The sequence below is a fragment of the Halococcus agarilyticus genome (genome assembly GCF_000334895.1).
In the GTDB taxonomy this organism is placed as follows: domain Archaea; phylum Halobacteriota; class Halobacteria; order Halobacteriales; family Halococcaceae; genus Halococcus; species Halococcus agarilyticus.
The window spans coordinates 165,540-189,467 of the sequence record NZ_BAFM01000001.1 but is presented as its reverse complement, the minus strand read 5'-3'; the positions used below and the strand labels follow the sequence as shown (position 1 = coordinate 189,467).

At 65.9% G+C, this 23,928-nt stretch carries 26 protein-coding genes and 1 tRNA gene; 20 read left to right on the top strand and 7 right to left on the bottom strand.

Annotated features, from left to right (window positions below; genetic code table 11):
* Nucleotides 1-154 precede the first annotated feature (154 nt).
* Nucleotides 155-796, bottom strand: coding sequence for an FAD-dependent oxidoreductase (locus TX76_RS00855; protein WP_049898359.1), 642 nt, complete (start codon nucleotides 794-796; stop codon nucleotides 155-157).
* Between the two features lie 191 nt (nucleotides 797-987).
* On the opposite strand from TX76_RS00855, the gene TX76_RS00850 reads away from it, so the two are divergent.
* From TX76_RS00850 to TX76_RS00840, 3 genes are all read left to right on the top strand, one after another.
* Nucleotides 988-2,754 carry a 2-oxoacid:acceptor oxidoreductase subunit alpha gene (locus TX76_RS00850; RefSeq protein ID WP_049898356.1) on the top strand — a complete coding sequence of 589 codons (1,767 nt, stop codon included), beginning with the start codon at nucleotides 988-990 and terminating at the stop codon, nucleotides 2,752-2,754.
* Nucleotides 2,751-3,614, top strand: coding sequence for a 2-oxoacid:ferredoxin oxidoreductase subunit beta (locus TX76_RS00845; RefSeq protein WP_049898354.1), 864 nt, complete (start codon nucleotides 2,751-2,753; stop codon nucleotides 3,612-3,614). Before TX76_RS00850 ends, TX76_RS00845 begins: the two co-directional genes overlap by 4 nt.
* A gap of 642 nt (nucleotides 3,615-4,256) precedes the next feature.
* Nucleotides 4,257-4,793, top strand: a complete 537-nt coding sequence (locus TX76_RS00840; protein ID WP_049898569.1) for a DNA-3-methyladenine glycosylase family protein — start codon at nucleotides 4,257-4,259, stop codon at nucleotides 4,791-4,793.
* A gap of 211 nt (nucleotides 4,794-5,004) precedes the next feature.
* Here the strand turns inward: TX76_RS00840 and TX76_RS00835 are convergent, their stop codons facing one another.
* Nucleotides 5,005-6,354, bottom strand: coding sequence for a putative ATP-dependent zinc protease (locus TX76_RS00835; RefSeq protein WP_049898351.1), 1,350 nt, complete (start codon nucleotides 6,352-6,354; stop codon nucleotides 5,005-5,007).
* A 154-nt stretch (nucleotides 6,355-6,508) separates the two neighbouring features.
* Here TX76_RS00835 and TX76_RS00830 point away from each other — a divergent pair, with 154 nt between their 5' ends.
* From TX76_RS00830 to TX76_RS00780, 11 genes are all read left to right on the top strand, one after another.
* Complete coding sequence (locus TX76_RS00830; RefSeq protein WP_049898349.1) at nucleotides 6,509-7,534, top strand: succinylglutamate desuccinylase/aspartoacylase family protein; 1,026 nt, start codon at nucleotides 6,509-6,511, stop codon at nucleotides 7,532-7,534.
* Between the two features lie 108 nt (nucleotides 7,535-7,642).
* Complete coding sequence (gene sdhC, locus TX76_RS00825) at nucleotides 7,643-8,035, top strand: succinate dehydrogenase, cytochrome b556 subunit (protein ID WP_049898347.1); 393 nt, start codon at nucleotides 7,643-7,645, stop codon at nucleotides 8,033-8,035.
* Nucleotides 8,035-8,409 (top strand): succinate dehydrogenase, encoded by a 375-nt coding sequence (locus TX76_RS00820; RefSeq protein ID WP_049898346.1) that lies wholly within the window; start codon nucleotides 8,035-8,037, stop codon nucleotides 8,407-8,409. Before sdhC ends, TX76_RS00820 begins: the two co-directional genes overlap by 1 nt.
* Nucleotides 8,410-8,415: 6 nt before the next feature.
* Complete coding sequence (locus tag TX76_RS00815) at nucleotides 8,416-9,288, top strand: succinate dehydrogenase/fumarate reductase iron-sulfur subunit (RefSeq protein ID WP_049898344.1); 873 nt, start codon at nucleotides 8,416-8,418, stop codon at nucleotides 9,286-9,288.
* A gap of 63 nt (nucleotides 9,289-9,351) precedes the next feature.
* Complete coding sequence (locus TX76_RS00810) at nucleotides 9,352-9,681, top strand: nucleotidyltransferase domain-containing protein (protein ID WP_049898343.1); 330 nt, start codon at nucleotides 9,352-9,354, stop codon at nucleotides 9,679-9,681.
* Nucleotides 9,674-10,039, top strand: coding sequence for a HEPN domain-containing protein (locus TX76_RS00805; protein ID WP_049898341.1), 366 nt, complete (start codon nucleotides 9,674-9,676; stop codon nucleotides 10,037-10,039). The genes TX76_RS00810 and TX76_RS00805 overlap by 8 nt, the downstream gene beginning before the upstream one ends.
* Nucleotides 10,040-10,133: 94 nt before the next feature.
* Nucleotides 10,134-12,014: an FAD-binding protein gene (locus TX76_RS00800; protein ID WP_049898339.1), complete on the top strand. Its 1,881-nt coding sequence runs from the start codon at nucleotides 10,134-10,136 to the stop codon at nucleotides 12,012-12,014.
* A 45-nt stretch (nucleotides 12,015-12,059) separates the two neighbouring features.
* The gene (locus TX76_RS00795; RefSeq protein WP_049898337.1) at nucleotides 12,060-12,356 is read left to right on the top strand and encodes a hypothetical protein; all 297 of its coding nucleotides are present in this window, start codon (nucleotides 12,060-12,062) and stop codon (nucleotides 12,354-12,356) included.
* Nucleotides 12,357-12,476: 120 nt separating this feature from the next.
* Nucleotides 12,477-13,025 carry a hypothetical protein gene (locus tag TX76_RS00790; protein WP_049898336.1) on the top strand — a complete coding sequence of 183 codons (549 nt, stop codon included), beginning with the start codon at nucleotides 12,477-12,479 and terminating at the stop codon, nucleotides 13,023-13,025.
* 30 nt (nucleotides 13,026-13,055) lie between these two features.
* On the top strand, nucleotides 13,056-13,466 hold the full coding sequence (locus tag TX76_RS00785) for a nuclear transport factor 2 family protein (protein ID WP_049898335.1): 411 nt from the start codon (nucleotides 13,056-13,058) through the stop codon (nucleotides 13,464-13,466).
* Entirely contained in the window at nucleotides 13,466-13,678 is a 213-nt protein-coding gene (locus TX76_RS00780; protein WP_049898333.1) for a hypothetical protein, read from the top strand. The genes TX76_RS00785 and TX76_RS00780 overlap by 1 nt, the downstream gene beginning before the upstream one ends.
* Before the next feature lie 24 nt (nucleotides 13,679-13,702).
* Here the strand turns inward: TX76_RS00780 and TX76_RS00775 are convergent, their stop codons facing one another.
* Both TX76_RS00775 and TX76_RS00770 read right to left on the bottom strand, forming a co-directional pair.
* On the bottom strand, nucleotides 13,703-14,737 hold the full coding sequence (locus TX76_RS00775) for a zinc-dependent metalloprotease (RefSeq protein ID WP_049898331.1): 1,035 nt from the start codon (nucleotides 14,735-14,737) through the stop codon (nucleotides 13,703-13,705).
* 38 nt (nucleotides 14,738-14,775) lie between these two features.
* Nucleotides 14,776-15,297, bottom strand: a complete 522-nt coding sequence (locus TX76_RS00770) for a hypothetical protein (protein ID WP_049898329.1) — start codon at nucleotides 15,295-15,297, stop codon at nucleotides 14,776-14,778.
* A gap of 128 nt (nucleotides 15,298-15,425) precedes the next feature.
* Here TX76_RS00770 and TX76_RS00765 point away from each other — a divergent pair, with 128 nt between their 5' ends.
* The 5 genes from TX76_RS00765 to purF all read left to right on the top strand — a co-directional run bounded on the left by TX76_RS00765 (nucleotide 15,426) and on the right by purF (nucleotide 19,397).
* Nucleotides 15,426-16,484, top strand: a complete 1,059-nt coding sequence (locus TX76_RS00765; protein ID WP_049898568.1) for a M20/M25/M40 family metallo-hydrolase — start codon at nucleotides 15,426-15,428, stop codon at nucleotides 16,482-16,484.
* Nucleotides 16,485-16,584: 100 nt separating this feature from the next.
* Nucleotides 16,585-17,481 (top strand): NAD-dependent epimerase/dehydratase family protein, encoded by an 897-nt coding sequence (locus TX76_RS00760; RefSeq protein WP_049898327.1) that lies wholly within the window; start codon nucleotides 16,585-16,587, stop codon nucleotides 17,479-17,481.
* A gap of 66 nt (nucleotides 17,482-17,547) precedes the next feature.
* Nucleotides 17,548-17,787, top strand: a complete 240-nt coding sequence (locus tag TX76_RS00755; RefSeq protein ID WP_049898326.1) for an LSM domain-containing protein — start codon at nucleotides 17,548-17,550, stop codon at nucleotides 17,785-17,787.
* Nucleotides 17,784-17,957, top strand: a complete 174-nt coding sequence (locus TX76_RS00750) for a 50S ribosomal protein L37e (RefSeq protein WP_005044428.1) — start codon at nucleotides 17,784-17,786, stop codon at nucleotides 17,955-17,957. The genes TX76_RS00755 and TX76_RS00750 overlap by 4 nt, the downstream gene beginning before the upstream one ends.
* A complete protein-coding gene (purF, locus tag TX76_RS00745) occupies nucleotides 17,958-19,397 on the top strand; it encodes an amidophosphoribosyltransferase (RefSeq protein WP_049898324.1) in 1,440 nt (479 codons plus the stop codon).
* 151 nt (nucleotides 19,398-19,548) lie between these two features.
* Here purF and TX76_RS00740 read toward each other — a convergent pair whose 3' ends face one another.
* A complete protein-coding gene (locus tag TX76_RS00740) occupies nucleotides 19,549-22,020 on the bottom strand; it encodes a DUF11 domain-containing protein (protein ID WP_228842274.1) in 2,472 nt (823 codons plus the stop codon).
* Nucleotides 22,021-22,376: 356 nt separating this feature from the next.
* On the opposite strand from TX76_RS00740, the gene TX76_RS00735 reads away from it, so the two are divergent.
* A tRNA-Leu gene (locus tag TX76_RS00735) sits at nucleotides 22,377-22,461 on the top strand.
* 506 nt (nucleotides 22,462-22,967) lie between these two features.
* Here TX76_RS00735 and TX76_RS00730 read toward each other — a convergent pair.
* Complete coding sequence (locus TX76_RS00730) at nucleotides 22,968-23,642, bottom strand: MBL fold metallo-hydrolase (protein ID WP_049898319.1); 675 nt, start codon at nucleotides 23,640-23,642, stop codon at nucleotides 22,968-22,970.
* 5 nt (nucleotides 23,643-23,647) lie between these two features.
* Nucleotides 23,648-23,809, bottom strand: coding sequence for a hypothetical protein (locus TX76_RS17395; protein ID WP_154018965.1), 162 nt, complete (start codon nucleotides 23,807-23,809; stop codon nucleotides 23,648-23,650).
* Between the last annotated feature and the right edge of the window lie 119 nt (nucleotides 23,810-23,928).

Below are 23,928 nucleotides of genomic sequence, written 5' to 3'. Positions count from 1 at the left end.
GGGCTTCAGCGGTGCTGTGCGGTGGCGGTTGCGGAGAGCGCCAGTAGTTCTACCGCGAGCGAACGGAGTGGGCGAGCGGATGTTTTTCGTCCAGGTTTTTGCGAGGGGTTGAGCGCGCGAAGCGCGCGATGCCCTGAAGTAAAAACCTGGTGGTTCAACCGAAGTTCTCGATCTTTGCCCTGTCGGGATCGCCGCCGGCAGCTGCGAGCGCATCGGTTGCGGCGTCGAGGAAGTCCGCGAACCCGTAGACGAACACCTGTTCGTTCTCGTCACCGGCGAGTGCGTCCGCCGTCGGGTCGGTCAGATCGGCGGCCGAACCGACGACGTGCACGGTCGCGCCGGCCTCGCGGAGCGCGTCGAGTCGGTCCTCGTGAACGGGATCGTCGTCGCGGTAGACCACCGCCGTCTCGCCGCCGTCGTCGAGGGTGCGCTCGGCGATTCCGACCGCGGGTCCGACCCCCGGACCGCCCGCGAGGACCGTCGTCCGAGATTCGTCCTCGTAGTGTGCGCTGCCGAACGGCCCCGCCATCGTCACCGAATCGCCGGCTTCGAGCTCCGCAAGGTAGGGGGCGACCTCGCCGTCGGGGTCGACACCGACGGTGACTTCGAACGTATCATCTACCGTTGATGAAGAGAGCGTGTAAAACCGCGAGCGGCGTTCTCCATCGACGTCGAGCGAGAGCTTGACGAACTGGCCGGGCCTGGCGTCGAATCCGTCGGGGGTTTCGAGGTCGAGCGCGATGGTTTCCGGGCCGACCTCCCGGTTGTCGCGCACGCGAGTTCGTGTCGCTTCCATGCTGACGCTGGGCGTGGGTCCGCCAAAGGGACTTCGATACACCCGTTGAGAGGAGTCCCATCGGAGGCTGTGACGAGATCGATCGGCTGGAATCAGGTACTCGCAAGCGAATACGGATACACTGTCGTCGACAATGTTGACGGTCGTTCCGAAGCCTTTTCGTCCGCAGATAGCATACCCGGACCCAGCACATGCCAGACGATTTGAACTGGGCCATCGGTGGGGAGGCCGGCGACGGGATCAACTCCACGGGGAAGATCTTCGCGCAGGCGCTCTCGCGGGCGGGCCGACACGTCTTCACCTCCAAGGACTTCGCCTCGCGGATCCGGGGAGGATACACCGCCTACAAGGTCCGGAGTTCGACCGAGCGCGTCGAGTCGGTCGTCGATCGGCTCGACATCCTGATCGCGCTGACCCAGCGCACGGTCGAGGAGAACATGGACGAACTCCACGAGGGCTCGGTCATCATCTACGACGGCGAGCGCACGATGATGGAGGACTTCGAGGCTCCCGAAGGGATGATCGGGCTCCCCGTCCCGCTGAAGCGCCTCGCCGAGGACGCCGGCGGCGCGCTCATGCAGAACATCGTCGCGCTCGGGGCGGCCTGTGAAGTCGCGAACTTCCCGATCGAGAACCTCGACGAGGCGCTCGAAAAGCGCTTCGGCGACAAAGGGGAGTCGATCGTCGCGAACAACCGCCAGGCCGCCCGGCTCGGCGAGGAGCACGTCGTCGAGGAGCTCGACCACGACGGGTTCGACTACGACATCGAGACAACCGACAACGACTACGTCCTGCTGAACGGCGACGAGGCCATCGGCATGGGCGCGATCGCCGCGGGCTGTCGGTTCTACTCGGGCTACCCCATCACCCCCGCGACCGACGTGATGGAGTACCTGAAGGGGCGGCTCGAACGCTACGGCGGCCACGTGATGCAGGCCGAGGACGAGCTCGCCGCGATCAACATGGCGCTCGGCGCGGCGCGGGCGGGCGCGCGCTCGATGACCGCGACCTCCGGGCCGGGCATCGACCTGATGGCCGAGACCTTCGGACTGGTCGCCACGAGCGAGACGCCGCTCGTGATCTGTGACGTGATGCGGTCTGGTCCCTCGACCGGAATGCCGACGAAACAGGAGCAGGGCGATCTCGACATGCTCCTGTACGGCGGTCACGGCGAGATCCCCCGCTTCGTGGTCGCGCCGACCACGGTGTCGGAGTGTTTCCACAAGACGATCGAGGCGTTCAACCTCGCCGAGAAGTACCAGACCCCGGTCTATCTGGTGGGCGATCTCGCACTTGCGGTCACCGAACAGACGTTCGAACCCGAGGAGTTCGACATGGACAGTGTCGAAATCGACCGCGGCAAGCTCGTCGACGAGAACGAGATCGATTCGTGGCTCAACGACAGCGACCAGTTCCAGCCCCACTTCCCGGCCGCCGACGGTATCAGCCCGCGCACGCTGCCCGGAACGTCGGGTGGCGCACACATGACCACGGGGCTCGAACACGACGAACTCGGCCGCCGGACCGAGGAGCAGGAGGTTCGGATCGAACAGGTCGACAAACGCAACCAGAAGGTCGAGACCGCCCAGGAGGAAGAAAACTGGGACTACCGCGAGTTCGGCGACAGCGATGCCGATACGCTCGTGCTCTCGTGGGGATCGAACGAGGGCGCGATGCGCGAGGCGATCGGCTTCCTCGACGAGGCCGACATCGACGTTCGCTTCCTCTCGGTGCCGTACATGTTCCCCCGGCCCGACCTCACCGAGGAGATCGAGGCCGCCGACGAGGTCATCGTGGTGGAGTGCAATGCGACCGGGCAGTTCGCCGACGTGGTCGAAGGCGACACCCTTACCCGGGTCAAACGGATAAACAAGTACAACGGCGTGCGGTTCAAGGCCGACGAACTGGCCGAGCGGATCACCGAGAAACTCGACGCGACCCAGGAGGTCCCCACATGAGTTCAGACGTCAGATTCACCGACTTCAAGTCCGACAAGCAGCCCACGTGGTGTCCCGGCTGCGGCGACTTCGGGACGATGAACGGGATGATGAAGGCGCTCGCCAACACCGGCAACGATCCCGACAACACCTTCGTGGTGGCGGGCATCGGCTGCTCGGGCAAGATCGGCACGTACATGCACAGCTACGCGCTCCACGGCGTCCACGGCCGCGCGCTGCCGGTGGGCATCGGCGTCAAGAGCGCGAACCCCGACCTCGAAGTGATGGTCTCGGGCGGCGACGGCGACGGCTACTCCATCGGCGCTGGTCACTTCGTCCACGCAGTCCGACGAAACATGGACATGACCTACGTCGTGATGGACAACCGGATCTACGGCCTCACGAAGGGGCAGTTCTCGCCCACCAGTCGCGAGGACTTCGAGACCGCGACCTCGCCCGAGGGCCCGAAACAGGCCCCGGTCAACCCGCTCGCGCTCGCGCTCGCCGCCGACGGCAGCTTCATCGCCCAGTCGTTCTCCTCGGACGCCCAGCGCCACACCGAGATCGTCCAGGAGGCCGTCGAGCACGACGGGTTCGGGTTCGTCAACGTCTACAGTCCGTGTGTGACGTTCAACGACGTCGACACCTACGACTACTTCCGGGACGCGATCGTCGACCTCGACGAGACCGATCACGACTCGTCCGATCGTGACGCCGCCGAGGCGAAGATCATGGACGACGACACCGAGTACCAAGGCGTGATCTATCGGGACGAGGAATCGGTCCCGTACAACGAGCGCCATGGCCTCGACGAGAACATGGCCGAGATTCCGGACGGTGCACCCGAGGACGCCACCGATCTGGTTCGCGAGTTCTACTGAAAACCTTTTTACTGCGGGGATCGCGCTCGCTGCGTCTGCTCACGGGTGCGAAGCGCCCGTTCGCTTTCGAGGTCGCCCGAGAGAGCTTCGCTCCCTCGGGATCTCGAAGTGCCTTCGACACTTCGACGAGTCGTCGGAAGACCGCCGGTCTTCCGAGATGACGAGACGCCAAAGGCGTCTCGAACCACGCTCACTCCGTTCGCGCCTCGCACCGCTCGCGCGACCCCCTCCTTGCAAAACGTCCTCAGAAGTCTTCGACTTCCGATGTCGAGGCGAATCGAAGATTCGCCGACCATTGGAGAGCTTCGCTCTCCAAGAGGCTGCGTTAGAGCTTCGCTCTAACGGACGTTCATGGAAAACCGATCGCTCGGCCTGCAGCCTCACTCGCGGTACGACTGCTGGCGCTCTCCGCGACCACACCGCCGAAGCCCTCGCTCACTCCGTTCGCTCGCCCTTCATCCGCCAGGCGAGCAAAGCTCTCCTGAGCCTCGATTCACTCCGTTCGTCGAGACGCCAGGACCGCACCACGACCGCGACCGCACCGCAACCGGCCGATCTACCGCGAACGCAACTCGTATTCTCTTTCACCGCGTTCCCGCAGTCGTGTCCGAGGCTCACGATCACCTCCGCGACGATCCCGTCATGGATCGGTTGATCGACGAACACGGTCCGATCGAGCTCGAACCCGCCGAGGACGAGTTCCGGCGGCTCGTGGTCGCCATCATCAACCAGTCGATCTCGACGGCCTCCGCAGCCGCGGTGCGCGAGCGCGTGTTCGATCTGCTGGAGGCGGTCACGCCCGAAACGGTGCTCGAAGCCGACCCGGAAGCCCTCGAAGACGCCGGGCTCGGCGAGGCGAAGACGGAGTACGTCAGGAACGCGGCACGGGCGTTTCAGGAACGCGACCTCACCCGAGCGGGCCTCGCGGACGCGAGCGACGAGGAAGTGATCGACAGGCTCAGCGAGATCCGTGGGATCGGGGGGTGGACCGGCCGGATGTACCTGCTCTTCGTTCTCGGACGGGAGGACGTGTTCCCGATCGGCGACCTCGCGGTGCGCCGCGGGATCGAATCGCTGTACGGCGAGATGACCCGCGAGGAAATGCACGATCTCGCGGAGCAATGGCGGCCGTATCGATCGATCGCCGTTCGCTACATCTGGGCACACTACGAGTCCTGATCGGCCGACAGCTTTTTTGCTTCGTCAGCCGAACGAACACATCCCGGCTGACTTGCCACCGCCCAGTCGGGACGCGGGAGGACCGATGATCGTCTGTCCGTCCCCTCCCCGTTTTCGCGTCGCTCTCCTCGATACGGACACGTTCCATCGTCCACAGGTTTCGCCACAGCGACGTGAACGAGGACTGCCGGCTCTGCTCGCCCAACGGATGCTACTCTTCGAGGCGCTCCGCTTCCGCGGCGTCGTCGCTGTCGGCGCGTCGCCTGACGTCGACCTGGTAGTGCTGGAGAATGTCCCGACCGAGGAGGAGCGGATAGCTCATGTGACTCCGATCCTCGACGCTCGCGGTCACGGTGTGCTGGGTGCCGCCGATCCCCACCACGAGGTCGACCACCGGTCGCGCCTTCCCGGACTTCGAACTTCCCGACCTGACGCGAGTCATGCTCTTGATCGGGCCGGCCCCGATCTCGGCCGCGAGCGAGGTGTCGATGCTGGTTCGCGTCGCTCCCGTGTCGGATTTGGCGAGCGCCGATCGCGACCCGCTGGTGCCGCTCACGACCACGTCCTCGATGTAGCCGATCAGTGGGGTCTGGCCCGGTGCGGGCCGTTCGGGCCGTGGCATGCTGGACGGCGTGGAGTCGTCGAGCGTCGTCGCGATCTCCGCCACGCGGTCGTCGTCGACCTCCCCGCCGACGCGCTCGATCGCCAACTTCGCGATGTAGGGCGCGGGACTCCGACCAGTAGCTTCGTAGAGGCCCTTGAACCCCGCGGTCGGGTTCATTTCGAGGACGTGCCAGCCATCCGTCCCCTCGATGAGGTCGACCCCCACGTAGTCGAGATCCATCACGTCGGCGGCGTAGAGCGCGGTCTCTCTGGCCTCGTCGGGGATCTCGTCGGTGACGTTCTCGACCGCGCCACCGAGCGCGACGTTGGTCCGCCAGTCGCCCTCCGGGGCGTACCGGTGCATCGCGCCCACCATCCGATCGTCGACGACGTACACCCGAAGATCGCGGTGTTCGGTCGCATCGCGCTCGATGAGTTCCTGGAGGAACGCCTGTCGATTCCCGACTTTGGGGTTCACGGGCTCGTCGAGATCGACCTTCCACGTCCCGCCGCCGTGAGTGCCGATCGCGGTCTTGTACACCCCGACGTCGCCGAACTGCTCGCGACCACGATTGAGCCGGTCGTTCGAGAGTGCGAGCAGCGCATCCGGTACCCTGACGTTCCAGTCGGCAAGCCGCGCGGCGGTGGCGAACTTGTGGATCGCGGTGAGCGTCGGACCGGGCCGGTTGAGCATCGGGCGGATCCGCTCGAACGTCGCCGCGAGTCCGAGCCCCTCAGCGGGCTCCTCGGTGTTCGAGAGCAGGAGCCGGTTCGCGACCACGTCGATTTCGGGCTCGACGCCGACCTCGCTGTCGCGGATCGAGACCGCGGTGTTCTCCCGCCGGAGCCACACCGGCGTGTGGCCGAGGTCCTCGACCGCGTTCAGGATGGCCTTCGTCTCCTTGCTGTTGTGGAGGCTCAACACCCCCACTCGGACGGGGTCGTCGGCGTTCGTCATGGCCTTCGATCGCCGCGCTCCGGTGAAAGTTGTGGCGTTTCGTCGTTTGAACCACCGACGGACCGACGGTCGACGGACGGCGATCTGTGACCGTGGTCGGCGACGGACGACGGGGACGCGGAGGTTTTTACCCTCGGCTGACGGAGCGGGGGTGATGAGTCACGAGGGGGCCTTCACCTACGACGGCGGGAAGGTCGCGCCCGGCGAAACCCAGAACATCAGGTACGGCATCAGCGAGACCTACATGGGCGATCCGGTCAGGATCCCGGTCACCATCGTCAACGGGGCGGAGCCGGGCCCGATCGGGGTGCTCACCGCGGCGGCCCACGGCGACGAGCTCAACGGCGTCGAGGTCGTGCGGACCGTGGCCCACGAGTGGGATCACACGGACCTCCACGGCACCCTCGTCTGTCTCCCCGTGCTCAACGTCCCTGGCTTCCTCGCCCAGCAGCGCTACCTCCCGATCTACGACCGCGACCTCAACCGATCGTTTCCCGGGAACGAGACCGGCACCAGCGCCCGGCGGATGGCGCGGCGGATCTTCGCGAACTTCGTTTCGCCCGGCGATTTCGGCCTCGATTTCCACACCTCGACCCGGGGCCGAACCAACACCCTCCACGTCCGGGCCGACACCGAGGCCGAGGGCGTCGAGCGGGTGGCGAAGTCGTTCGGTTCGAACGTCGTGATCGACGGCTCCGGTCCGGAGGGCACCCTCCGACGGGAAGCCACCGAGCGGGGCACGGCCACGGTCACGATCGAGATGGGCGAGGCCCACCGGTTCCAGCGCGACCTGATCGACCGGGCGCTCCTCGGCGTCGAGAGCGTGCTCGCGGAGTTCGGGATGCGGAGTGCGGACGCGGTTCGGTGGCCGGGCTGGCGCACCGTCATCGACGGCGCAGCCGAAAAAACGTGGCTCCGGGCGGACGTCGGCGGCCTCGTCGACATGCACTACGACGGCGGCGATCTCGTCCGCGAGGGGGAGTCGGTCTGCACCATCACCGACCCGTTCAAGACCGAGAGCGAGAGCGTCGTCGCACCCTTCACCGGACTCGTGGTCGGCGTGCTCGAAAACCCGCTCGTCTACCCCGGCAACCCGGTCTGTCACCTCGTCGAACTCGACGCGTCGACGCGGCGTGCGTTCGAGCGCGAGCAGGCCCGCCGCGAGGGCGACCGCGCGTAGCCCCGCGACCGATCGGACCGCACGGAACTCAATTCCCCCTGATCCGGCAACGGCACGCTCGTCCGGGTACGTAACGACTATACCGGATCGGTCCCACCCTCCGGACACATGAGTCAGTCGTACAAACGGGGTCTCGTCGAGGACTTCGGGCGGTGGCGGGACTTCTCGGCCGGGATGTGGGCGTGGATCTTTCACAAGTTCACCGGCTGGGTGCTCGTGGGCTACCTCTTCACCCACATCGCGGTCCTGAGTACGGCGATCTCGGGTGCGGGGACGTACAACCGGACGCTCGGTGGGCTCGAAGCACTCCTGCTCGTGCGCATCCTCGAGGTCGGCCTGCTCGCGGTCGCGGTCTTTCACATCCTGAACGGGATCCGACTGCTGTTCGTCGATCTCGGGGTGGGGCTCGATTCCCAGGACAAGAGCTTCTACGCCTCGCTCGTGGTCACGGGGCTGATCGCGATCGCGAGCGTTCCGACCTTTCTCACGGGGGCGTTCTGATGGCCGAGCGCTACTCCTCGTTCGATCGGCGTGGCTGGCGGTGGTTCGCCCAGCGCCTGACCGCGGCGTTCCTGATCGTGGTGCTCGCCTTCCACTTCATGCTGCTGCACTTCGTGAACCACGCCTACGAGATCACCCTCGCCGGGACGACCGCACGGATGAGCCAGGTTGGCTACTTCGCCACGATGGTGCTCTTCCTGGTGACTGCAACGTTCCACGGCGTCAACGGCGTCTACAACGCCCTCGTGAACCAGGGCCTCGACGGCGCCCAGAAGAAGGCCGTGGCGGCGGTGCTCGTCGCCGCGAGCGTCCTCCTCGTCGTCCAGGGCGTTCGCGTCGCGCTGGCGATGACCGGCATGGACGTGAGCTTCTAACCCACAATGAGCACGCAAATCCCACAGCAGGAGACCGAGAGCGAGACAGTATCCGAGACCGAACCCACAGAAGAGACCGCCCAGGACCGGCGGCTCGAACGAAAACGCGCCGGTGAAGCGGAGCGTCAGGAGCGCGCCGAGGAAGCCGCCGGCGGGGACGAGGATCGGATCACCCTCAAGGTGTTCCGGTACGATCCGGAGGTCGAGGCCAAGCAGGAGCCCCGGTTCGACGACTTCCAGATCCCCTTCGAGGGAGGGATGACGGTGCTCGACGCGCTGATGTACGCGCGCGACCAGTACGACCCCTCGCTCACCTTCCGGCACTCGTGTCGCCAGGCAGTCTGTGGCTCGGACGCCCTGTTCATCAACGGGTCACAGCGACTGGGATGTCAGACCCAGGTCGCGGATCTCGACACCCCGGTACGGGTCGAGCCGCTACCCCACCAGGAGGTCGAGAAGGACCTCGTGGTCGACATGGAGCACTTCTACGACCAGATGCACGAAGTCGAGCCGTACTTTCAGGGAGACACCCCCGACGATGAGGAACAGCGCCAGAGTCGAGAGAACCGCGAGAAGATCAAGATGAGTACGCGATGCATCTGGTGTGGCGCGTGCCAGTCTTCGTGTAACATCGCGGCGGGCGACAACCAGTATCTCGGCCCGGCGGCGATCAACAAGGCCTACCGCTTCGCGATGGACGAGCGCGAGGAAGACGAGTTGAAGCAACACCGGATGGACATTCTGGAGCAAGAGCACGGCGTCTGGCGGTGTCAGACCCAGTTCTCGTGTACCGAGGTCTGTCCGAAGGACATCCCGCTGACCGAGCACATCCAGGAGATGAAGCGCGAGGCCGTGAAGGACAACCTGAAGTTCTGGTAGAGCCAGCGCATAGTTCGTTCAGTTGGGGATAAATAAATGCGCGCGGAGACACAACAACCCCCAATGAGCGCAGCGGCGTCGCGTCCACACCAGCGAGCGTTCGAGGCGTTCGCCGAGCGAGCACACGACGCGTTCGGCAATTCGATCCACGAGCTGCTGCTGTTCGGGAGCGCGGCACGGGGCGAGGCGCACGGGATCGACTCCGACGTGGACGTGTTCGTCGTGCTCGACACCACCGAGCACGCGGACGAGCTCCGCGACATCGCCTACGAGGTCCAACTCGAATACGGGGTCGTGGTGTCGGTCCACGTGAAAGCGAAAGATCACTTCGAAGAGCGCAAAGACCACCCGTTCATCAAGAACGTGCTCCGGGACGGGCGCTCGCATGGCTGACTACGCTGCGGAGGAGTTACAGGAAGCCCGCGATGCGCTGTCGGACGCGGCGGTGCTGCGGGACGGTGGCACCGACAAGGCAGTCGTCAACCGGCTGTACTACGCCTGCTTTCACGCGGCCCAAGCCGTGCTCTACGCGAAGGGGTTCGAACCAGGGAGTCACCGAGCAGTGATCTCACTGTTCGGCCAGGAGATCGTCCTGGAGGGCGAAGCGAGCGGGGCCGACGGACGGTTTCTGAACGAACTTCGCGACTATCGCGAGCAGGCCGACTACGACCACGACCCGATCGAGGCGAACGTCGACGAGCTGTTCGAGCGGGCGGAGGAGTTCGTTGCCGACATGGAAGCACTGGTGTAGCACGGTCCGTTCGTTCGAACGCCTCAGACAATCCGGAACGGCAGGCCGGGCATGAACAGCCTCAAGTCTCGGTAGGTCGAACCGTGACCAAGAGATGTACGAACACGACGTCATCGTGGTCGGCGCGGGCGGGGCCGGCCTTCGCGCGGCGATCGCGGCACACGAGGAGGGCGCGGACGTCGCGCTCGTCTCGAAACTCCACCCCGTACGGAGCCACACCGGGGCCGCCGAAGGCGGGATCAACGCCGCACTCCGGGACGGCGACTCGTGGGAGGACCACGCCTACGACACGATGAAGGGCTCGGACTACCTCGGGGACGCCCCGGCGATCGAGACCCTCTGTCAGCAGAGCCCGAGCGAGGTCATCCAGCTCGAACACTGGGGGATGGCCTTCTCGCGCGAGGACGACGGCCGGATGAGCCAGCGCCCGTTCGGCGGGCTTTCGTTTCCCCGCACGACCTACGCCGGTGCGGAGACGGGCCATCACCTGCTCCACACGATGTACGAGCAGGTCGTCAAACGCGGCATCCAGGTCTACGACGAGTGGTACGTCACCCAGCTCGCCGTCACCGACCACGACGACCCCGAGGACCGGGTCTGCCACGGCGCGATCGCCTACGACGTTCAAACTGGGGAGGTCGAGGGGTTCAAAGCCAGCAACGGCGTGATCCTCGCGACCGGCGGCCCAGGACAGGTCTACGATCACACCACCAACGCGGTCGCGAACACCGGCGACGGCCAGGCGATGGCCTACCGGGCGGGCGTCCCCCTCGAAGACATGGAGTTCGTCCAGTTCCACCCCACTACGCTCCCCTCCACCGGCGTGCTGATCACCGAGGGCGTCCGTGGCGAGGGCGGCATCCTCTACAACGAGGAGGGCGAGCGCTTCATGTTCGAGAACGGGTACGCGAACAACGTCGGCGAGCTCGCCAGCCGGGACGTGGTCGCGCGCGCCGAACTCACGGAGGTCAACGAGGGCCGCGGATTCGACGACGATCACGTCATGCTCGACATGCGCCACCTCGGCGAGGAGCGCATCACCGACAGGTTGGAGAACATCATCCACCTCTCGGAGGACTTCGAGGGCGTGAACCCCCTCGACGACCCGATGCCGGTCAAGCCGGGCCAGCACTACGAGATGGGCGGGATCGAGGTCTCCGAGAACGGCGAGACCTGCATCACGGGCCTCTACGCCGCGGGCGAGTGCGCCTGCGTCTCGGTCCACGGCTCGAATAGATTGGGCGGGAACGCGCTGCCCGAACTCATCATCTTCGGCGCGCGCGCGGGTCGTCACGCCGCGGGCAAGGAGATGGAGGCCGCCGAGATCGAGACCGGCCCCTCCGCGAGCATCGAGCGCGCCGAGTACGACAGTCCGGTATCGCCAGGCGCACTCGATTCGCCCGACGACGTCGCGGCCGACGGCGGTCGGACATCCGATGACGGCCGATCTCGTCAGACGGAGTCGGACGGTGGCGCGGCGCTCGTCGGGATCGACGAGACCGTCGAGCGCGCGCTCGACGCCGAGCGCGCCCGCATCGAGCACCTGATGGAGAAGGACGAGGGTCGCCAGCACGCCGAAATCCGCGCCGAGCTCCAAGAGGCGATGACCGAGAACGTGAACGTCTTCCGCAACGAAGAGGGGCTGAAACAGGCACTCCGGGACATCCGTGCGGCGCGGGAGGCCTACGACGACGTCTACGTCTCCGACCCCTCGCGAACGTTCAACACCGACCTCCAGCACACCATCGAGACCAGAAACCTGATCGACCTCGCCGAGGCCATCACCCTCTCGGCGCTCGCGCGCACCGAGTTCCGGGGCGCACACTGGCGTGAGGGCTATCAGGACCGCAACGACGAGGACTGGATCAAACACTCGATGCTCGCGTGGAGCGACGGCTCCCCCGACCTCTACTACAAGCCGGTCATCCTCGAAGGCGAGGAGAAAGAGTACGAGCCGAAGGTTCGCAGCTACTAGAACCCACTTTTTTACTTTGCTACGAGACGGCGAAGCCGTCTCGGCATGACGAAAGACGCCTCCGGCGTCTTTCGAACCACGTCGGGTGGCCTCCCGACGGTCGGCCACCACTCTCTGCTCACGGGCGCAAAGCGCCCGTTCGCACGGTACGAGGGACGCGAAGCGTCCCTCGCTACTCGCAAAAACCTGGACGAAAAACACCCGCTCGCTCGCTCGCCGCTTCGCGGCTCGCTCGCGGTACAGCCGCTGGCACTCTCCGCGACCACTCCGCACAGCACCGCCGAAGCCCTCGTTCCCTTCGGTCACTCGCCCTTCATCCACCAGGAGAGCAAACTCTCCTGAGCCTCACCTCACTTCGTTCGGTGAGACGCTAGGACCGCACCGCCACCGCAGCCACCAAACCAAAATCCGACATCGGGCCGCGAGCGGTGGGTTGATACGGACCACGCCGATAGAGGAGGTATGCGCGTTCGCGACTGGCAGGACATCTTGGAGGAGGTGACTGATTCGGGGGCCGACCCCGGCGGCTGGCGAGCGGTCGCTGGCGATCGCGACCGGGGTATCGGCGAGGACATGTACCTCGGTCACCCCTCGGCGGGCGTCTTCCAGCTCAAAACGTATGCGAAGAACCCCTTCGAGGTCCAGGGCGTCGGCACGCAACTCGCCCGGCGAATCGACGACGATCTCGATCCGCTCTTTCCGGAGGGCGATGCGGGTCGCTTCGGCGTCCAGTCCCCGATGGAGGACGAGGACGAAGCCGAAGAAGCGGCGACCGAACTCGAAAGCGTACTCGAAACCCACGCCGACGCGCCGACGACGCCCGACGCCCTGTTCGAGGACGTGATGGGTGCGCTCGACAGCCCCGCCTACGGCCCGATGGAGTACGACCAGTACGATCGCCCCGAGGGGCTCGACGAGTTCGCCGACGAGTTCGAGGAGGCCGAACGCCTGCTCGACGCCGAACTCGACGACCTCGTCGAGGAAAACGACACCAATCGTGGCTTCCAGTAGGCGTAAATCCCGTCCTCCCCTCCGGCCGGTATGACCGCCGAAGCCACGATCGAGGCGTACTACGACGCGCTCCGGGCGGGCGAACCGCTGTCTCCCTTCTTCGCCGAGTCGGCGTCGGTCGTCAAGTTCGGCATCACCGATCGGCTTGCCGGGTACGAGGAGATCGAAGCAGGCCTCCGCGAACAGACCGAGACGACGACCGACTGGACCGTCGAGAGCCGCCAACTCCGGGTGACCGAGCACGACTCGACCGCGTGGTTCAGCGACGACGTGCTGATGGCGTGGCGCGGTGAGGACGGCGAGCACCGCGAGCACGAGACCCGCTGGAGCGGCACGCTCGAACGCCGTGACGACGAGTGGGCGTTCGTCGGGATGCACGTGAGCACCGCAGACGCCGATACCGAAAGCGAGGCGACCGCTAACACAGCCGAGGAGCGGTGATGGTCGGGCCAGTCTCGCGGGAGGACCGCCTCACCGCGTCGCGCCGGCTCAAGATCGGATTTGTGGTGCTCGTTGGACTCTCGGCAGGTCTCATCACGCTCCAGGGCGACTCCTCGATCCTCGTCTTCGCGCTCGCGACGTGTGCCGGACTCGTCGTCGGGGCTGTCGTTGTGTGGCTCGCCTTCCCCCGCGGGCTCGGCTTTCGGAGCTGAACGGGACGGGCCGGTTTTCGAGCTTCAGCGGACCACGCGATCGAGCCACTGCTCGGGCGCGTCGAGCTCCGCGTTCGTCGGCAGGTTTTCCGGTCGATCCCAGACGACGCTCGCCCCCTCCACCCCGCGGGCGTCGGCGACGGTCTCGAAGAAGGCCTTGCCGCGCTCGTACTGCCGGCGTTTCATCCCCATCCCGAGAAGCCGACGGACGAGCTGGGCGACTGGCCCGCGGCCGCGTCGTCGCGCCTCGACTTTCTCGCGGAGGTCTGCGTACTCGTCGTCGAACGCCCGATCCATCAGGAGTTCGGCGTACCCCTCGACCGCGGTCATCGCGGCGTCGAGTTCGCGAAAGGCCTCGCGGTCGAGGCTCCCCTCGCCGAGCGCGTCGACCGCCCGCTCCATCCTGGCTTCGAGATGGCCCGAGAGCCACGGAGCCGCGCCGAACTCCGCGGCGTGAGTTACCTCGTGAAAGGCGATCCACCGCCGGAATCGTGCGCGCGAGACATCGAGTTCGTCGGCGACCCGCCCGATGTTCGGATGGACGAAGTAGAGCGCGTGATCCGTGGCTCCGCTCGCCGCACCCTCGCCTCCCTCGCCCGCTGCGCCCCCGCTCGCTGTGCCTCCGCCTACTGCGCCACGACGGTCGCCCTCCGCGAGCAAGAGCGGGTCGTACTGGCCGAGCACGTTGTTCGCGAGGAAGGCGAGCGCGACGGTCATCGAGCCGGTGTTCGCCACCCGTGCGAGACCGGGAACGAGCGTCCGTCCCTCGATGTCGAGCGTTCCCATGATGCGCTCGAACGTCGCGATGTTCGCGTCGATCCAGTGGTGACGGTGCTGGACCTCGATGGTGTCGGGGAGATCGAAGGAGACGCCGGCGACCTCCCGAACCCGGGTTCGGGCGTCGCGGACGTCGGCGGCGTAGCCCGACCGCTCGTCGGCGGTGAGCGCGAGGTCGCCCGGGTCGGTGGCGGCCCGTGCGGCCTCGGCGACGGCGGCCCAGTCGATCAGCCCGTCGCCGGAGGCTTCGGTCACCGCTTTGGCGCTACGAAGGAGGTTCACGTCAGAAAGTATCGCCGCGCGGACAAAGGGTTTCGCCTCTACAGTTCCTCGAACTCGTCCTCGCCGTCGTCGTCGACGCCGAACTCGTCGTCGTCCATCGCGAACTCGTCTTCGAGGTCGTCGCCGCCGAGATACCACTGGGCGACGAGCGCGAGCCCGACGAGCAGTCCGAGAACGAACAGTTTGCGCAGCGCGCTGCCCGAGGACTCCGTCTCCTCCTCGTCCACGTCCTCGTCGATCTCGACGACGGTGTCGCTCGCCTCGTCGTCATCGGTTGTCTGGACCGCGCTGCTGCCGCTGCCACCGTCCGCACCGAGCGGATCGACGCCGGCGTCGGGCTCGCTCTCGAACGACGTGTCGTCGTCGACGTCGGTATCGGTGTCGAACGACGCGTCGTCGTCGGCGTCGGTGGAGAAATCGTCGGACTCCGAGCTCTCGGAGCCGAAGCCGAGGCGGTCGCGCAGCAGTTCGCCGATGTCGGAGCTGAACTGGAAATCGCTCGTGAACTCGTTCTCGTCGCTGTGCAGGTGGAGTTCGAGCAGCGTCAGTTTGTCTGCCATGCGGCCCCTCTTCACGGGCCGTTGGCTTATTCGTTTGGGCTTCCAGTGCCGGTTTTCCCTGCCGTCCTTTCCTTCCCGTACACCTCGTTTTCCGAGTGGTTCTTACCCACGGCGTCGATACGGTGGCCGTGAACGAGAGCCAGCGCGCGTTCCTCGACGACCTGCTCGAAACCCCGAGCCCGTCCGGGTTCGAAACCCGTGGCCAGGCGATCTGGACCGAGTACGTGAGCGAGTTCGTCGACGAGGTCCGCACCGACGACTACGGCAACGCGGTCGCGGTCCACGAGGGCGCAACCGACGCACCGAGCATCGCCCTCACCGGTCACGCCGACGAGATCGGGTTCGTCGTTCGGGACGTCAGTGAGGAGGGGTTCGTCAACCTCGGTTCGATCGGCGGTGCGGATAAAACCGTGTCGCGCGGCCAGCACGTCACGATCCACGCCGACGGCGAGTCCGTCCCGGGCGTCATCGGCCAGGCCGCGATCCACCTGCGCGACGACCACGAGACCGCCGACATCGCCGAACAGCACGTCGACATCGGGGCCGAAGACGGCGACGAGGCGCGCGAACTCGTCGAGGTCGGCGACCCGATCACGATCGCCTCTACTGTCGAGGAACTTCACGGCACGCGGCTCGCGGCCCGCGGGATGGACAACCGGATCGGAACGTGGGCCGCTGCCGAGGGCCTCCGCCGCGCGAGCGAGGCCGACGTCGACGCCACGGTGTACGCCGTCAGCACCGTCCAGGAGGAGGTCGGTCTCCAGGGCGCGCGGATGGTCGGGTTCGATCTCGCGCCCGACGCCGCGATCGTGGTCGACGTGACTCACGCCACCGACGAGCCCGCGACGCCGGGCACGCGCAGCAACGGGATCGAACTCGGCGAGGGACCGGTCGTCACCCGTGGCGGCGCGAGCCATCCCGTTCTGGTCGATGCGATGCGCACGACCGCCGACACCACCGAGATCCCGATTCAGCTCCAGGCGACCGGCTCGCGGACGGGCACCGACGCCGACGCCTTCTTCACCCAGCGCGGCGGCATCCCGTCGCTGAACCTCGGGCTGCCGAACCGCTACATGCACACCCCGGTCGAGGTGATCGACACCGAGGACCTCGATGCGCTCGCCGAGCTACTGGGAACGTTCGCCGAACGCGTCGACGTCGACACCTCGTTCGCCGTCGATATCTGAGTCGACGAAAAACGACGGGACGCCCGCCGGACGAGTCATCGAGGGCGAACGGGTTCGCCGGGAGGCGGAGGGTTAACCGATTCGCGCTCCGCGAGCCAGCATGACCGACACGGTCGTCGTCACGGGCGCGCTCGGCGGTTCGGGCAGCTGGATCGTCGATCGCCTCAGGGAGGACCACGAGGTGATCGCGATCGACCGCGAGCTTCCCGAAATCCGGGTCGAGGACGTCGATTTCCGGGCCGTGGATCTGACCGAGCAGGGGCCGACGTGGGAGACGATCGTGGACGCCGATCCCGACTCCGTCGTCCACTTCGGGAACATTCCTCACGAGGAGAACCACGCTGGCGGGGACGTCTATCGGAACAACGTCCTGAGCACGTTCGACGTCCTCGAAGCCGCCGGGCGGGCCGACGCGCGCGTGGTGTGGGCGTCGAGCGAGACGGTCTATGGAACGCACTGGCCCGAACCCGAACTCCCCGCATCCCTCCCGATCGACGAGAGCCATCCGACCGCCCCGTGGAACGCCTACGAGACCTCGAAGCTCGCCGGCGAGGCCGTCGCCGAGCGGATCGCCAACGCGTTCGGGGTGCAGGTCGCGACGATCCGCCCATCGTGGATCCAGTACCCCGGCAGCTACGCCGTGACAGCCATCCGCGAGGGGTTCGATCTCGATAGTGCGAGCCGATCGGGCAACCTCTGGTCGTACGTCGACGTCCGGGACGTGGTCGGGATCGTCGAGGCCGCTCTGACGACGGATTTCGACGGTCACGAGGTGTTCAACGCCTTCGCCGCGGACACCTATCTCGACGTTTCCACGACGGAGGCGATCGAGGCGGGCTACGGCGACCTCCCCGAGGAGTGTGATCTCGACGACACCGAATCGGGCTTCTCGACGGCGAAGGCCGGCGATCTGCTCGGGTGGGAGCCCGAGCACTCGTGGCGCGAGGCCGAAACCGAGGACGTCGACGGGCCGGCGTTCGTCCGCGGGCGGCGGTAGCCGGGCGACGACGGCCGGGCGATCCGTGACGGTACGCTTAAGAGTCGTACCGGACGAGTACGCGTCATGACCGAAGGACGTCCCCTCGACGTGCTCGAAGCCACCCTCGGCGAGAGCGTGGCCGTACGGCTGAAAGACGGCGAGATCTACACCGGGTCGCTCGCTGGCTACGACCAGCACATGAACATCGTGCTCGAACCCGCGAGCGGGGATGCGGACGCGCCGACGCCCGGCGAGGTCGGCGTCGAGACGGTCGAGAGCACAACGATTATCCGCGGGGACAACGTCGTCACGATAACACCATGACCGGGTCCGGAACGCCGAGCCAGGGGAAGAAGAACAAAACTGTGCACGTGAAATGCCGCCGCTGTGGCGAAGCCTCCTACCACAAGACGAAGAAAGTCTGCGCGTCGTGTGGGTTCGGGAAGTCCGCGAAGCGACGCGACTACGCGTGGCAGGAGAAGGCCGGCGAGTAGATGGACGAGAAGTGCGGGGTCGTCGGCGTCTCGCTCGCCGACCGCGCCGCCGCGCGGCCGCTTTACTACGCGCTCTACGCCCTCCAGCACCGCGGCCAAGAGTCGGCGGGGATCGTCACTCACGACGGGTTCCAGCAACACTCCCACGTCGAGATGGGGCTCGTCGGTGACGCCTTCTCCGAGGCCGACATCGCGGAGCTCAACGGCCCGAACGGGATCGGCCACGTCCGCTATCCGACTGCGGGCAGCGTCGACTCCTCGTGTGCCCAGCCCTTTTCGGTCTCGTTCAAGAGCGGGTCGCTGGGCCTTTCTCACAACGGCAACCTCGTCAACGCGGACGCGCTGCGGGACGAGCTCGCCGGACTGGGCCACGCGTTCACCTCCGACGGCGACACCGAAGTGATCGCCCACGATCTCGCGCGGAACCTCCTCGACGGCGATCTCGTGAACGCGGTCGAGCGGACGATGGGCAAAATACATGGATCGTACTCGCTCACCGTGATGCACGACGACCGCGTGCTCGGCCTCCGCGATCCGCAGGGCAATCGGCCGCTGTGTCTCGGGAAGCTGGAGGACGGCTACGTACTCGCAAGCGAGAGTGCGGCGATCGACGCGCTCGACGGCGAACTCATCAGAGACGTCGAACCTGGCGAGCTCGTGGTACTCGAACCCGACGGCGCAGGCTACGAGAGCCACCGACTCGTCGAACCCGATCACACCGCGCGGTGTTTCTTCGAACACGTCTACTTCGCCCGACCCGACTCGACGATCGACGGCGAATTGGTCTACGAGGCCCGTCGCGAACTCGGCCGACAGCTGTGGGCTGAGAGCGGTATCGACACCGACGTCGTGATGCCGGTGCCGGACTCCGGGCGGGCGTTCGCCTCGGGCTACGCGGAGGCCGCGAACGAGGGCGACGGCAGCGTGGAGTTCGCCGAGGGGCTGATGAAGAACCGATACGTCGGCCGGACGTTCATCATGCCGACTCAGGACGAGCGCGAGCGTGCGGTCCGACTCAAGCTCAACCCGATCAAATCGACCGTCGAGGGCAAAACTGTGACCCTGATCGACGACTCGATCGTCCGGGGGACGACCTCGACCCAGCTCGTCGAACTCCTCCGCGACGTCGGCGCGGCGGAGGTCCACCTCCGGATCGGTTCGCCCGCGATCGTCGCGCCCTGCTACATGGGGATCGACATGGCGAGCCGCGAGGAGCTGCTGGCCGCCGGCCGCTCGACCGAGGAGGTGTGTGAAGTGATCGGTGCCGACAGTCTCGCCTACATCTCACGGGAAGCGGTCGCCGACGCGCTCGACACTCCCCGAGAGGACCTCTGTATGGGCTGTGTCACCGGCGAGTACCCCTACGACATCGCGGGCGAGGAAACCGACCGCGAGGTGTCGCGGCCCACCGTCGGCGGCCGGGCGAGCGCCGACGACTGAGCGACCGCTGTTCGCTCCGGGGGTCGGATGCCGGAACGGCGACAGTACTCTCCTCTCGAAACAGTCCCCTCTCACTCCGTGGCTATCGTGTGAAGACGCTGCCCCGGGGATGAACGGAATCGCGAACGGGAGGTTCGAGTCGACTGGGTCGTTACTCTCGTCGCCGTTTCCGTAGCAGCATCGTACTGGCTGTCAGACCGACGGCGACGATACCGAACGCTCCGAGGGTGTCACCGAGGCTGCTCGATCCGTTGCCGCCGGTGGTCGTCGTGCTGGCGTTCGTCGTGGCTCCGATCTCGCTGGCCGTGGTGTTCGCGTTCGTCGTCGCCGATGCGTTCTCACCGCCACTCGTGGCGGTTGCGTTCGTCGACGTTGCTTGTTCTGCGCCCAGCGGGAGGATGTCGCCGAGCAGCGAGTCGAGAGCATCCCCGAGCTGGTCGACGGAATTGCTGAGCAGGTCGTCGAGCTCCGTCGGCGTGACCTCGCCGCTCTCGAACGCCCGTGCGAGGTCAACGATCTCACGATTCGTGATCTCGCCGGTGTCGACCGCCTCGTTCAGCAGCTCGATCTCGGTGTCGTCGAGTTCGGCGACGAGATCGACGAGCGCAGTCGCGTTGGGATCGTCGAGATCGTCGAGCACGTCGGCATCGAGGAGCAGTCCCGTGTCGAGATCGACGAGTTCGATCCCGAGCACGTCGACACACACGCCGAGATCGGCGGTCGTGTCGGTGTCGACAACGGTGCCATCGGCATCAAGCAGCCGCGCTTCCTCGATGACTGCCGCGCTGAGATCGATGCTCGCCACCTCGTCGAGACCGCTGACGGAGACGTTCTCGTTTCCGCTGATCGGACCGATCGTGACGGTTTCGTTGTCGCCCGTGGCCACGTTGAAGAGGTCCAGTTCGACGGTTGCGTTGGTCAGATTCCCCGTCACGAGCGCGTCACGGCAATCGCTGACGTTGATCTCGCCGGTTTCGTTGCCGTCGCCGGGGTCCCCGGGAACGCCGTCGAGGACGCTCACCAGCGTGACCTCCGTGCTGCCGACGTCGTTGTCGACGTTCGGGTCATCGGGGGTGACCGTGTCCAGTTCGGCCACGTTGGTCGCGTTGAGCTCCGCGAGCGGGTCGTCGAGGAGCGTGGCGTCGGTCGAGACCGCGAGCGCGTCGAAGGTGAGCGTCGCGGACTCGTTCGGATCGAGCGATCCCACGTCGTACTCACCGGTGACGGCGTTGAAATCACCCTGACTCACGCTCGAATCGGTGACGAGGAACGCCGTCGTGTCGGTGAGGTCGTCGATGTCCGCGATGACGTCCTCGTCGTCGACGGTCACGTCCGTCGCCGTGGCGGGCCCTTCGTTGGTCACCGTCACCGTGAACGTCACGGGCTCGTTCGCCTGAAGGATCCCGCCACCCTCCAGAAGGCTCAGCTCGACTTCGTCCATGTTCGCGCTTTTCGTCACGCTGATATCGGCGGTGTCGGGCGTTTCGTTGCCGTCGCCCGGTGTTTCGTTGCCATCACCTGGAGTTTCGTTCCCATCGTCAGGCGTCTCGTCGTCGGGATCGTTGATGATATCGATTAGATCACTGAGATCGATGTTGTTGATGTCGGTGTTGTTGATGTTGTTCTCGTTGACGATCCGATTGACCGTCTCGGTGGTGACCGTCGTGTCGGTATCGACGTTGTTTTGGATCTGAGTGATGATCTCCTGCACCCGTTCGTCGCTGATGTCGTTGTCGACAGTGATTTCGCTACCCTCAACGACGATAGTTCGCTCACCGTCGTCACCGTCCGACCCATCGTCCCCATCCGCACCGTCCGTTCCATCTTCGCTGTCATCGCCATCCGTTCCGTCCGATCCGTCGTCCCCATCCGCACCGTCCGATCCGTCGTCTCCATCCGCACCGTCCGATCCGTCGTCCCCATCCGCACCGTCCGACCCGTCGTCCCCATCCGCACCGTCCGTTCCGTCTTCGCTGTCATCGCCATCCGTTCCGTCCGATCCGTCCCCACCGTCGCTCCCATCGCTTCCGTCAGCACCATCCGTCCCATCTGCCCCGTCGCTTCCATCACTTCCGTCCGTTCCATCCGCACCGTCGCTCCCATCGCTTCCGTCAGTTCCGTCCGTCCCATCTGCCCCGTCAGCTCCGTCCGCTCCATCAGCACCATCTGCTCCGTCCGTTCCGTCTGCACCATCCGCTCCGCCAGCGGTATCGGCCCCGCCATCGGTGCTACCGTCAGTACCGCTACCTTCGTCGCCAGTCGTGCTCTCCCCATCTGCGTCGTCGGTGTCCGGCGAATCGATATCGACGCGAACGGCGTTGCCGTCACCCTCGATATCGACGATATCGTTGTCGGCGTTCGTCGTACAGTCACCAGTGGTTCCGCCGACATCCGCCGCGTCGGCGTTGACCCGTACCTGATTACGATCACCGTCGATATCGACGACATCGCTGTCTTTTTCGCCCGTACAGCATGTATCGCTACAGTTCGCTGCCAGGCTGTACTGACTGCTCAGATGGAGTGATTGTCGCCCATCATCCTCCTGTAGTGTCGTGCTGTCCGATCCGGCGGTGTCGTGCCCGACTGCGAGTGCGGCCCCCGTCGCTCCGAGTACGACGAACAAACAGACGACAAGTGCTACTCCGACCGTTTTTGCTGCGACTTTTGCTACCATACGACACATGGTATCGTCGCCGATTCACTTAGATTTGTGTCTAAAGAAATCTCTGGAAACTAGTACAGCACTATAATCAATCGTGTTTCCTAGAACAAGTTATCCGATAGTACAGTACGGAAACTGCACACTCTCTGGAGGTATTCGAACGATTTCAGTCAGGGGAGAGGTGGATGATTGACAACAGTATTAGTTGTTCGGTCGAGATTACCCATTGTCGAAGAGTAACCATTGCGTGAGAGTCGCGGCCAGACAGTCGTCGAATGGAAGCGCTTTTACCCGAACGAAGGATACGGACGAACCGCGCGTGGGTAGCCAAGCTAGGCCAACGGCGCAGCGTTGAGGGCGCTGTCCTGTAGAGGTCCGCCGGTTCAAATCCGGTCCCACGCATTTTCCGGCTCGACCGGACGGGAGAGCCGTGAAAATCGAACGGAGCGATTTGAACCCTGCCAGTCGCAGCCGGCGAGCGCAGCGAGCCGGACCGTCTGGCTCCGGTTCAAATCCGGTCCCACGCATTTTCCGGCTCGACCGGACGGGAGAGCCGTGAAAATCGAACGGAGCGATTTGAACCCTGCCAGTCGCAGCCGGCGAGCGCAGCGAGCCGGACCGTCTGGCTCCGGTTCAAATCCGGTCCCACGCACTACCACTTTTTGCTACGCTCGGTCGCGCGCGAAGCGCGCTCCCTCGCTCGCAAAAACGTGGGGAAAAAGCCAGCGTCACCCCTTTCAGGGGTTCCTCGGCCCGCTCGCTCCCTACGGTCGCTCGCGGTGCAACCGCTGTGACTACCACAAATCGCACAGCACCGCCGAAGCCCTCGCCACTCACTTCGTTCGTGGCTCGCCCTTCATCCACCAGGCACCGCACCGCCCCCTCCGACCGCACCGCCAGGCAAACAGTCAGTCCGACCCGTCGGCGATCGCCGCGATCCGATCGGTCCCCTCCTTGACGAATCCGCCGTGATAGCAGAGCGTTCGATCGATGTCGAGGTCGGCCAGACGAGCCACGGAAGACAGCGCACGATCCACGTCCCTGGTCACGTCCGGACGGGGACCGGCGAGCCCGTCCTCGTCGACGGTCAGCGCGTCCGCGGCGATCAGGAGTCGCTCCTCGGGCAGGAAGACCGAGACGTGGCCAGTGGTGTGACCAGGCGTCGGCACCACCCTCGCCGGCCCGGCGCGCGTGTGGAAGGTCGCCGCACCGCCGAGTTCGAGATCGACGCGCGCAGGCGGGTACCGCTCTCGACCGGGCGGCCCACCGGGATCCTCGCGGCCGTCGATCGCCGGCGCGTCGTGCTCGTGGGCGACGACCGTGGCTCCCGACCGCTCGACGACCGCCGAGAGGCCGCCAGCGTGATCGCCGTCCTGGTGGGTCACCAGCACCGTCACCACGTCGTCGAGGGCGAACCCCGCGGCGTCGAGGCGGTCGGCGAGCTGGTCGATAGTGGAGGGGAGGCCCGTATCGAGCAACAGGAGTCCGCGCTCGGTCTCGATCGCCGAGGGGTGGAGCGTTATCTCGCGCCCCTCGAACGCGACGTCGAGCGAGAGCGCGTGAACGTGGTCGGGAAGGTCCATCGGGATCACGTCGTCGCGCGTCCGTGATAGCCGTTCGCATCGTCGAACCGACGGCGGTCGTCCACCGCCGAACGTCCCACCGCACTCCGACTCACGATCACGTTCGCCGCGACGACCGCAGGTGCCTGGTGCTCCTCGCCGTCGGCCGCAACGCCGACGCAGTTCACGACTCCGTCACGGGAGGCTGACCTCGCGCTTCGGCAACCAAACGCTCGCCGCTCGGTCAGGCGAAACTGTCCCGACTACGCTCGTCGGCGTGGCTCGCTGCGCGTACGTGCCCGTTCGG

Bases quoted from the DNA above. Each gene is read 5' to 3' on its own strand.
- TX76_RS00855 (WP_049898359.1), bottom strand. From the start codon at position 796: ATGGAAGCGACACGAACTCGCGTGCGCGACAACCGGGAGGTCGGCCCG.
- TX76_RS00850 (WP_049898356.1), top strand. From the start codon at position 988: ATGCCAGACGATTTGAACTGGGCCATCGGTGGGGAGGCCGGCGACGGG.
- TX76_RS00845 (WP_049898354.1), top strand. From the start codon at position 2,751: ATGAGTTCAGACGTCAGATTCACCGACTTCAAGTCCGACAAGCAGCCC.
- TX76_RS00840 (WP_049898569.1), top strand. From the start codon at position 4,257: ATGGATCGGTTGATCGACGAACACGGTCCGATCGAGCTCGAACCCGCC.
- TX76_RS00835 (WP_049898351.1), bottom strand. From the start codon at position 6,354: ATGACGAACGCCGACGACCCCGTCCGAGTGGGGGTGTTGAGCCTCCAC.
- TX76_RS00830 (WP_049898349.1), top strand. From the start codon at position 6,509: ATGAGTCACGAGGGGGCCTTCACCTACGACGGCGGGAAGGTCGCGCCC.
- sdhC (WP_049898347.1), top strand. From the start codon at position 7,643: ATGAGTCAGTCGTACAAACGGGGTCTCGTCGAGGACTTCGGGCGGTGG.
- TX76_RS00820 (WP_049898346.1), top strand. From the start codon at position 8,035: ATGGCCGAGCGCTACTCCTCGTTCGATCGGCGTGGCTGGCGGTGGTTC.
- TX76_RS00815 (WP_049898344.1), top strand. From the start codon at position 8,416: ATGAGCACGCAAATCCCACAGCAGGAGACCGAGAGCGAGACAGTATCC.
- TX76_RS00810 (WP_049898343.1), top strand. From the start codon at position 9,352: ATGAGCGCAGCGGCGTCGCGTCCACACCAGCGAGCGTTCGAGGCGTTC.
- TX76_RS00805 (WP_049898341.1), top strand. From the start codon at position 9,674: ATGGCTGACTACGCTGCGGAGGAGTTACAGGAAGCCCGCGATGCGCTG.
- TX76_RS00800 (WP_049898339.1), top strand. From the start codon at position 10,134: ATGTACGAACACGACGTCATCGTGGTCGGCGCGGGCGGGGCCGGCCTT.
- TX76_RS00795 (WP_049898337.1), top strand. From the start codon at position 12,060: ATGACGAAAGACGCCTCCGGCGTCTTTCGAACCACGTCGGGTGGCCTC.
- TX76_RS00790 (WP_049898336.1), top strand. From the start codon at position 12,477: ATGCGCGTTCGCGACTGGCAGGACATCTTGGAGGAGGTGACTGATTCG.
- TX76_RS00785 (WP_049898335.1), top strand. From the start codon at position 13,056: ATGACCGCCGAAGCCACGATCGAGGCGTACTACGACGCGCTCCGGGCG.
- TX76_RS00780 (WP_049898333.1), top strand. From the start codon at position 13,466: ATGGTCGGGCCAGTCTCGCGGGAGGACCGCCTCACCGCGTCGCGCCGG.
- TX76_RS00770 (WP_049898329.1), bottom strand. From the start codon at position 15,297: ATGGCAGACAAACTGACGCTGCTCGAACTCCACCTGCACAGCGACGAG.
- TX76_RS00760 (WP_049898327.1), top strand. From the start codon at position 16,585: ATGACCGACACGGTCGTCGTCACGGGCGCGCTCGGCGGTTCGGGCAGC.
- TX76_RS00755 (WP_049898326.1), top strand. From the start codon at position 17,548: ATGACCGAAGGACGTCCCCTCGACGTGCTCGAAGCCACCCTCGGCGAG.
- TX76_RS00750 (WP_005044428.1), top strand. From the start codon at position 17,784: ATGACCGGGTCCGGAACGCCGAGCCAGGGGAAGAAGAACAAAACTGTG.
- purF (WP_049898324.1), top strand. From the start codon at position 17,958: ATGGACGAGAAGTGCGGGGTCGTCGGCGTCTCGCTCGCCGACCGCGCC.
- TX76_RS00730 (WP_049898319.1), bottom strand. From the start codon at position 23,642: ATGGACCTTCCCGACCACGTTCACGCGCTCTCGCTCGACGTCGCGTTC.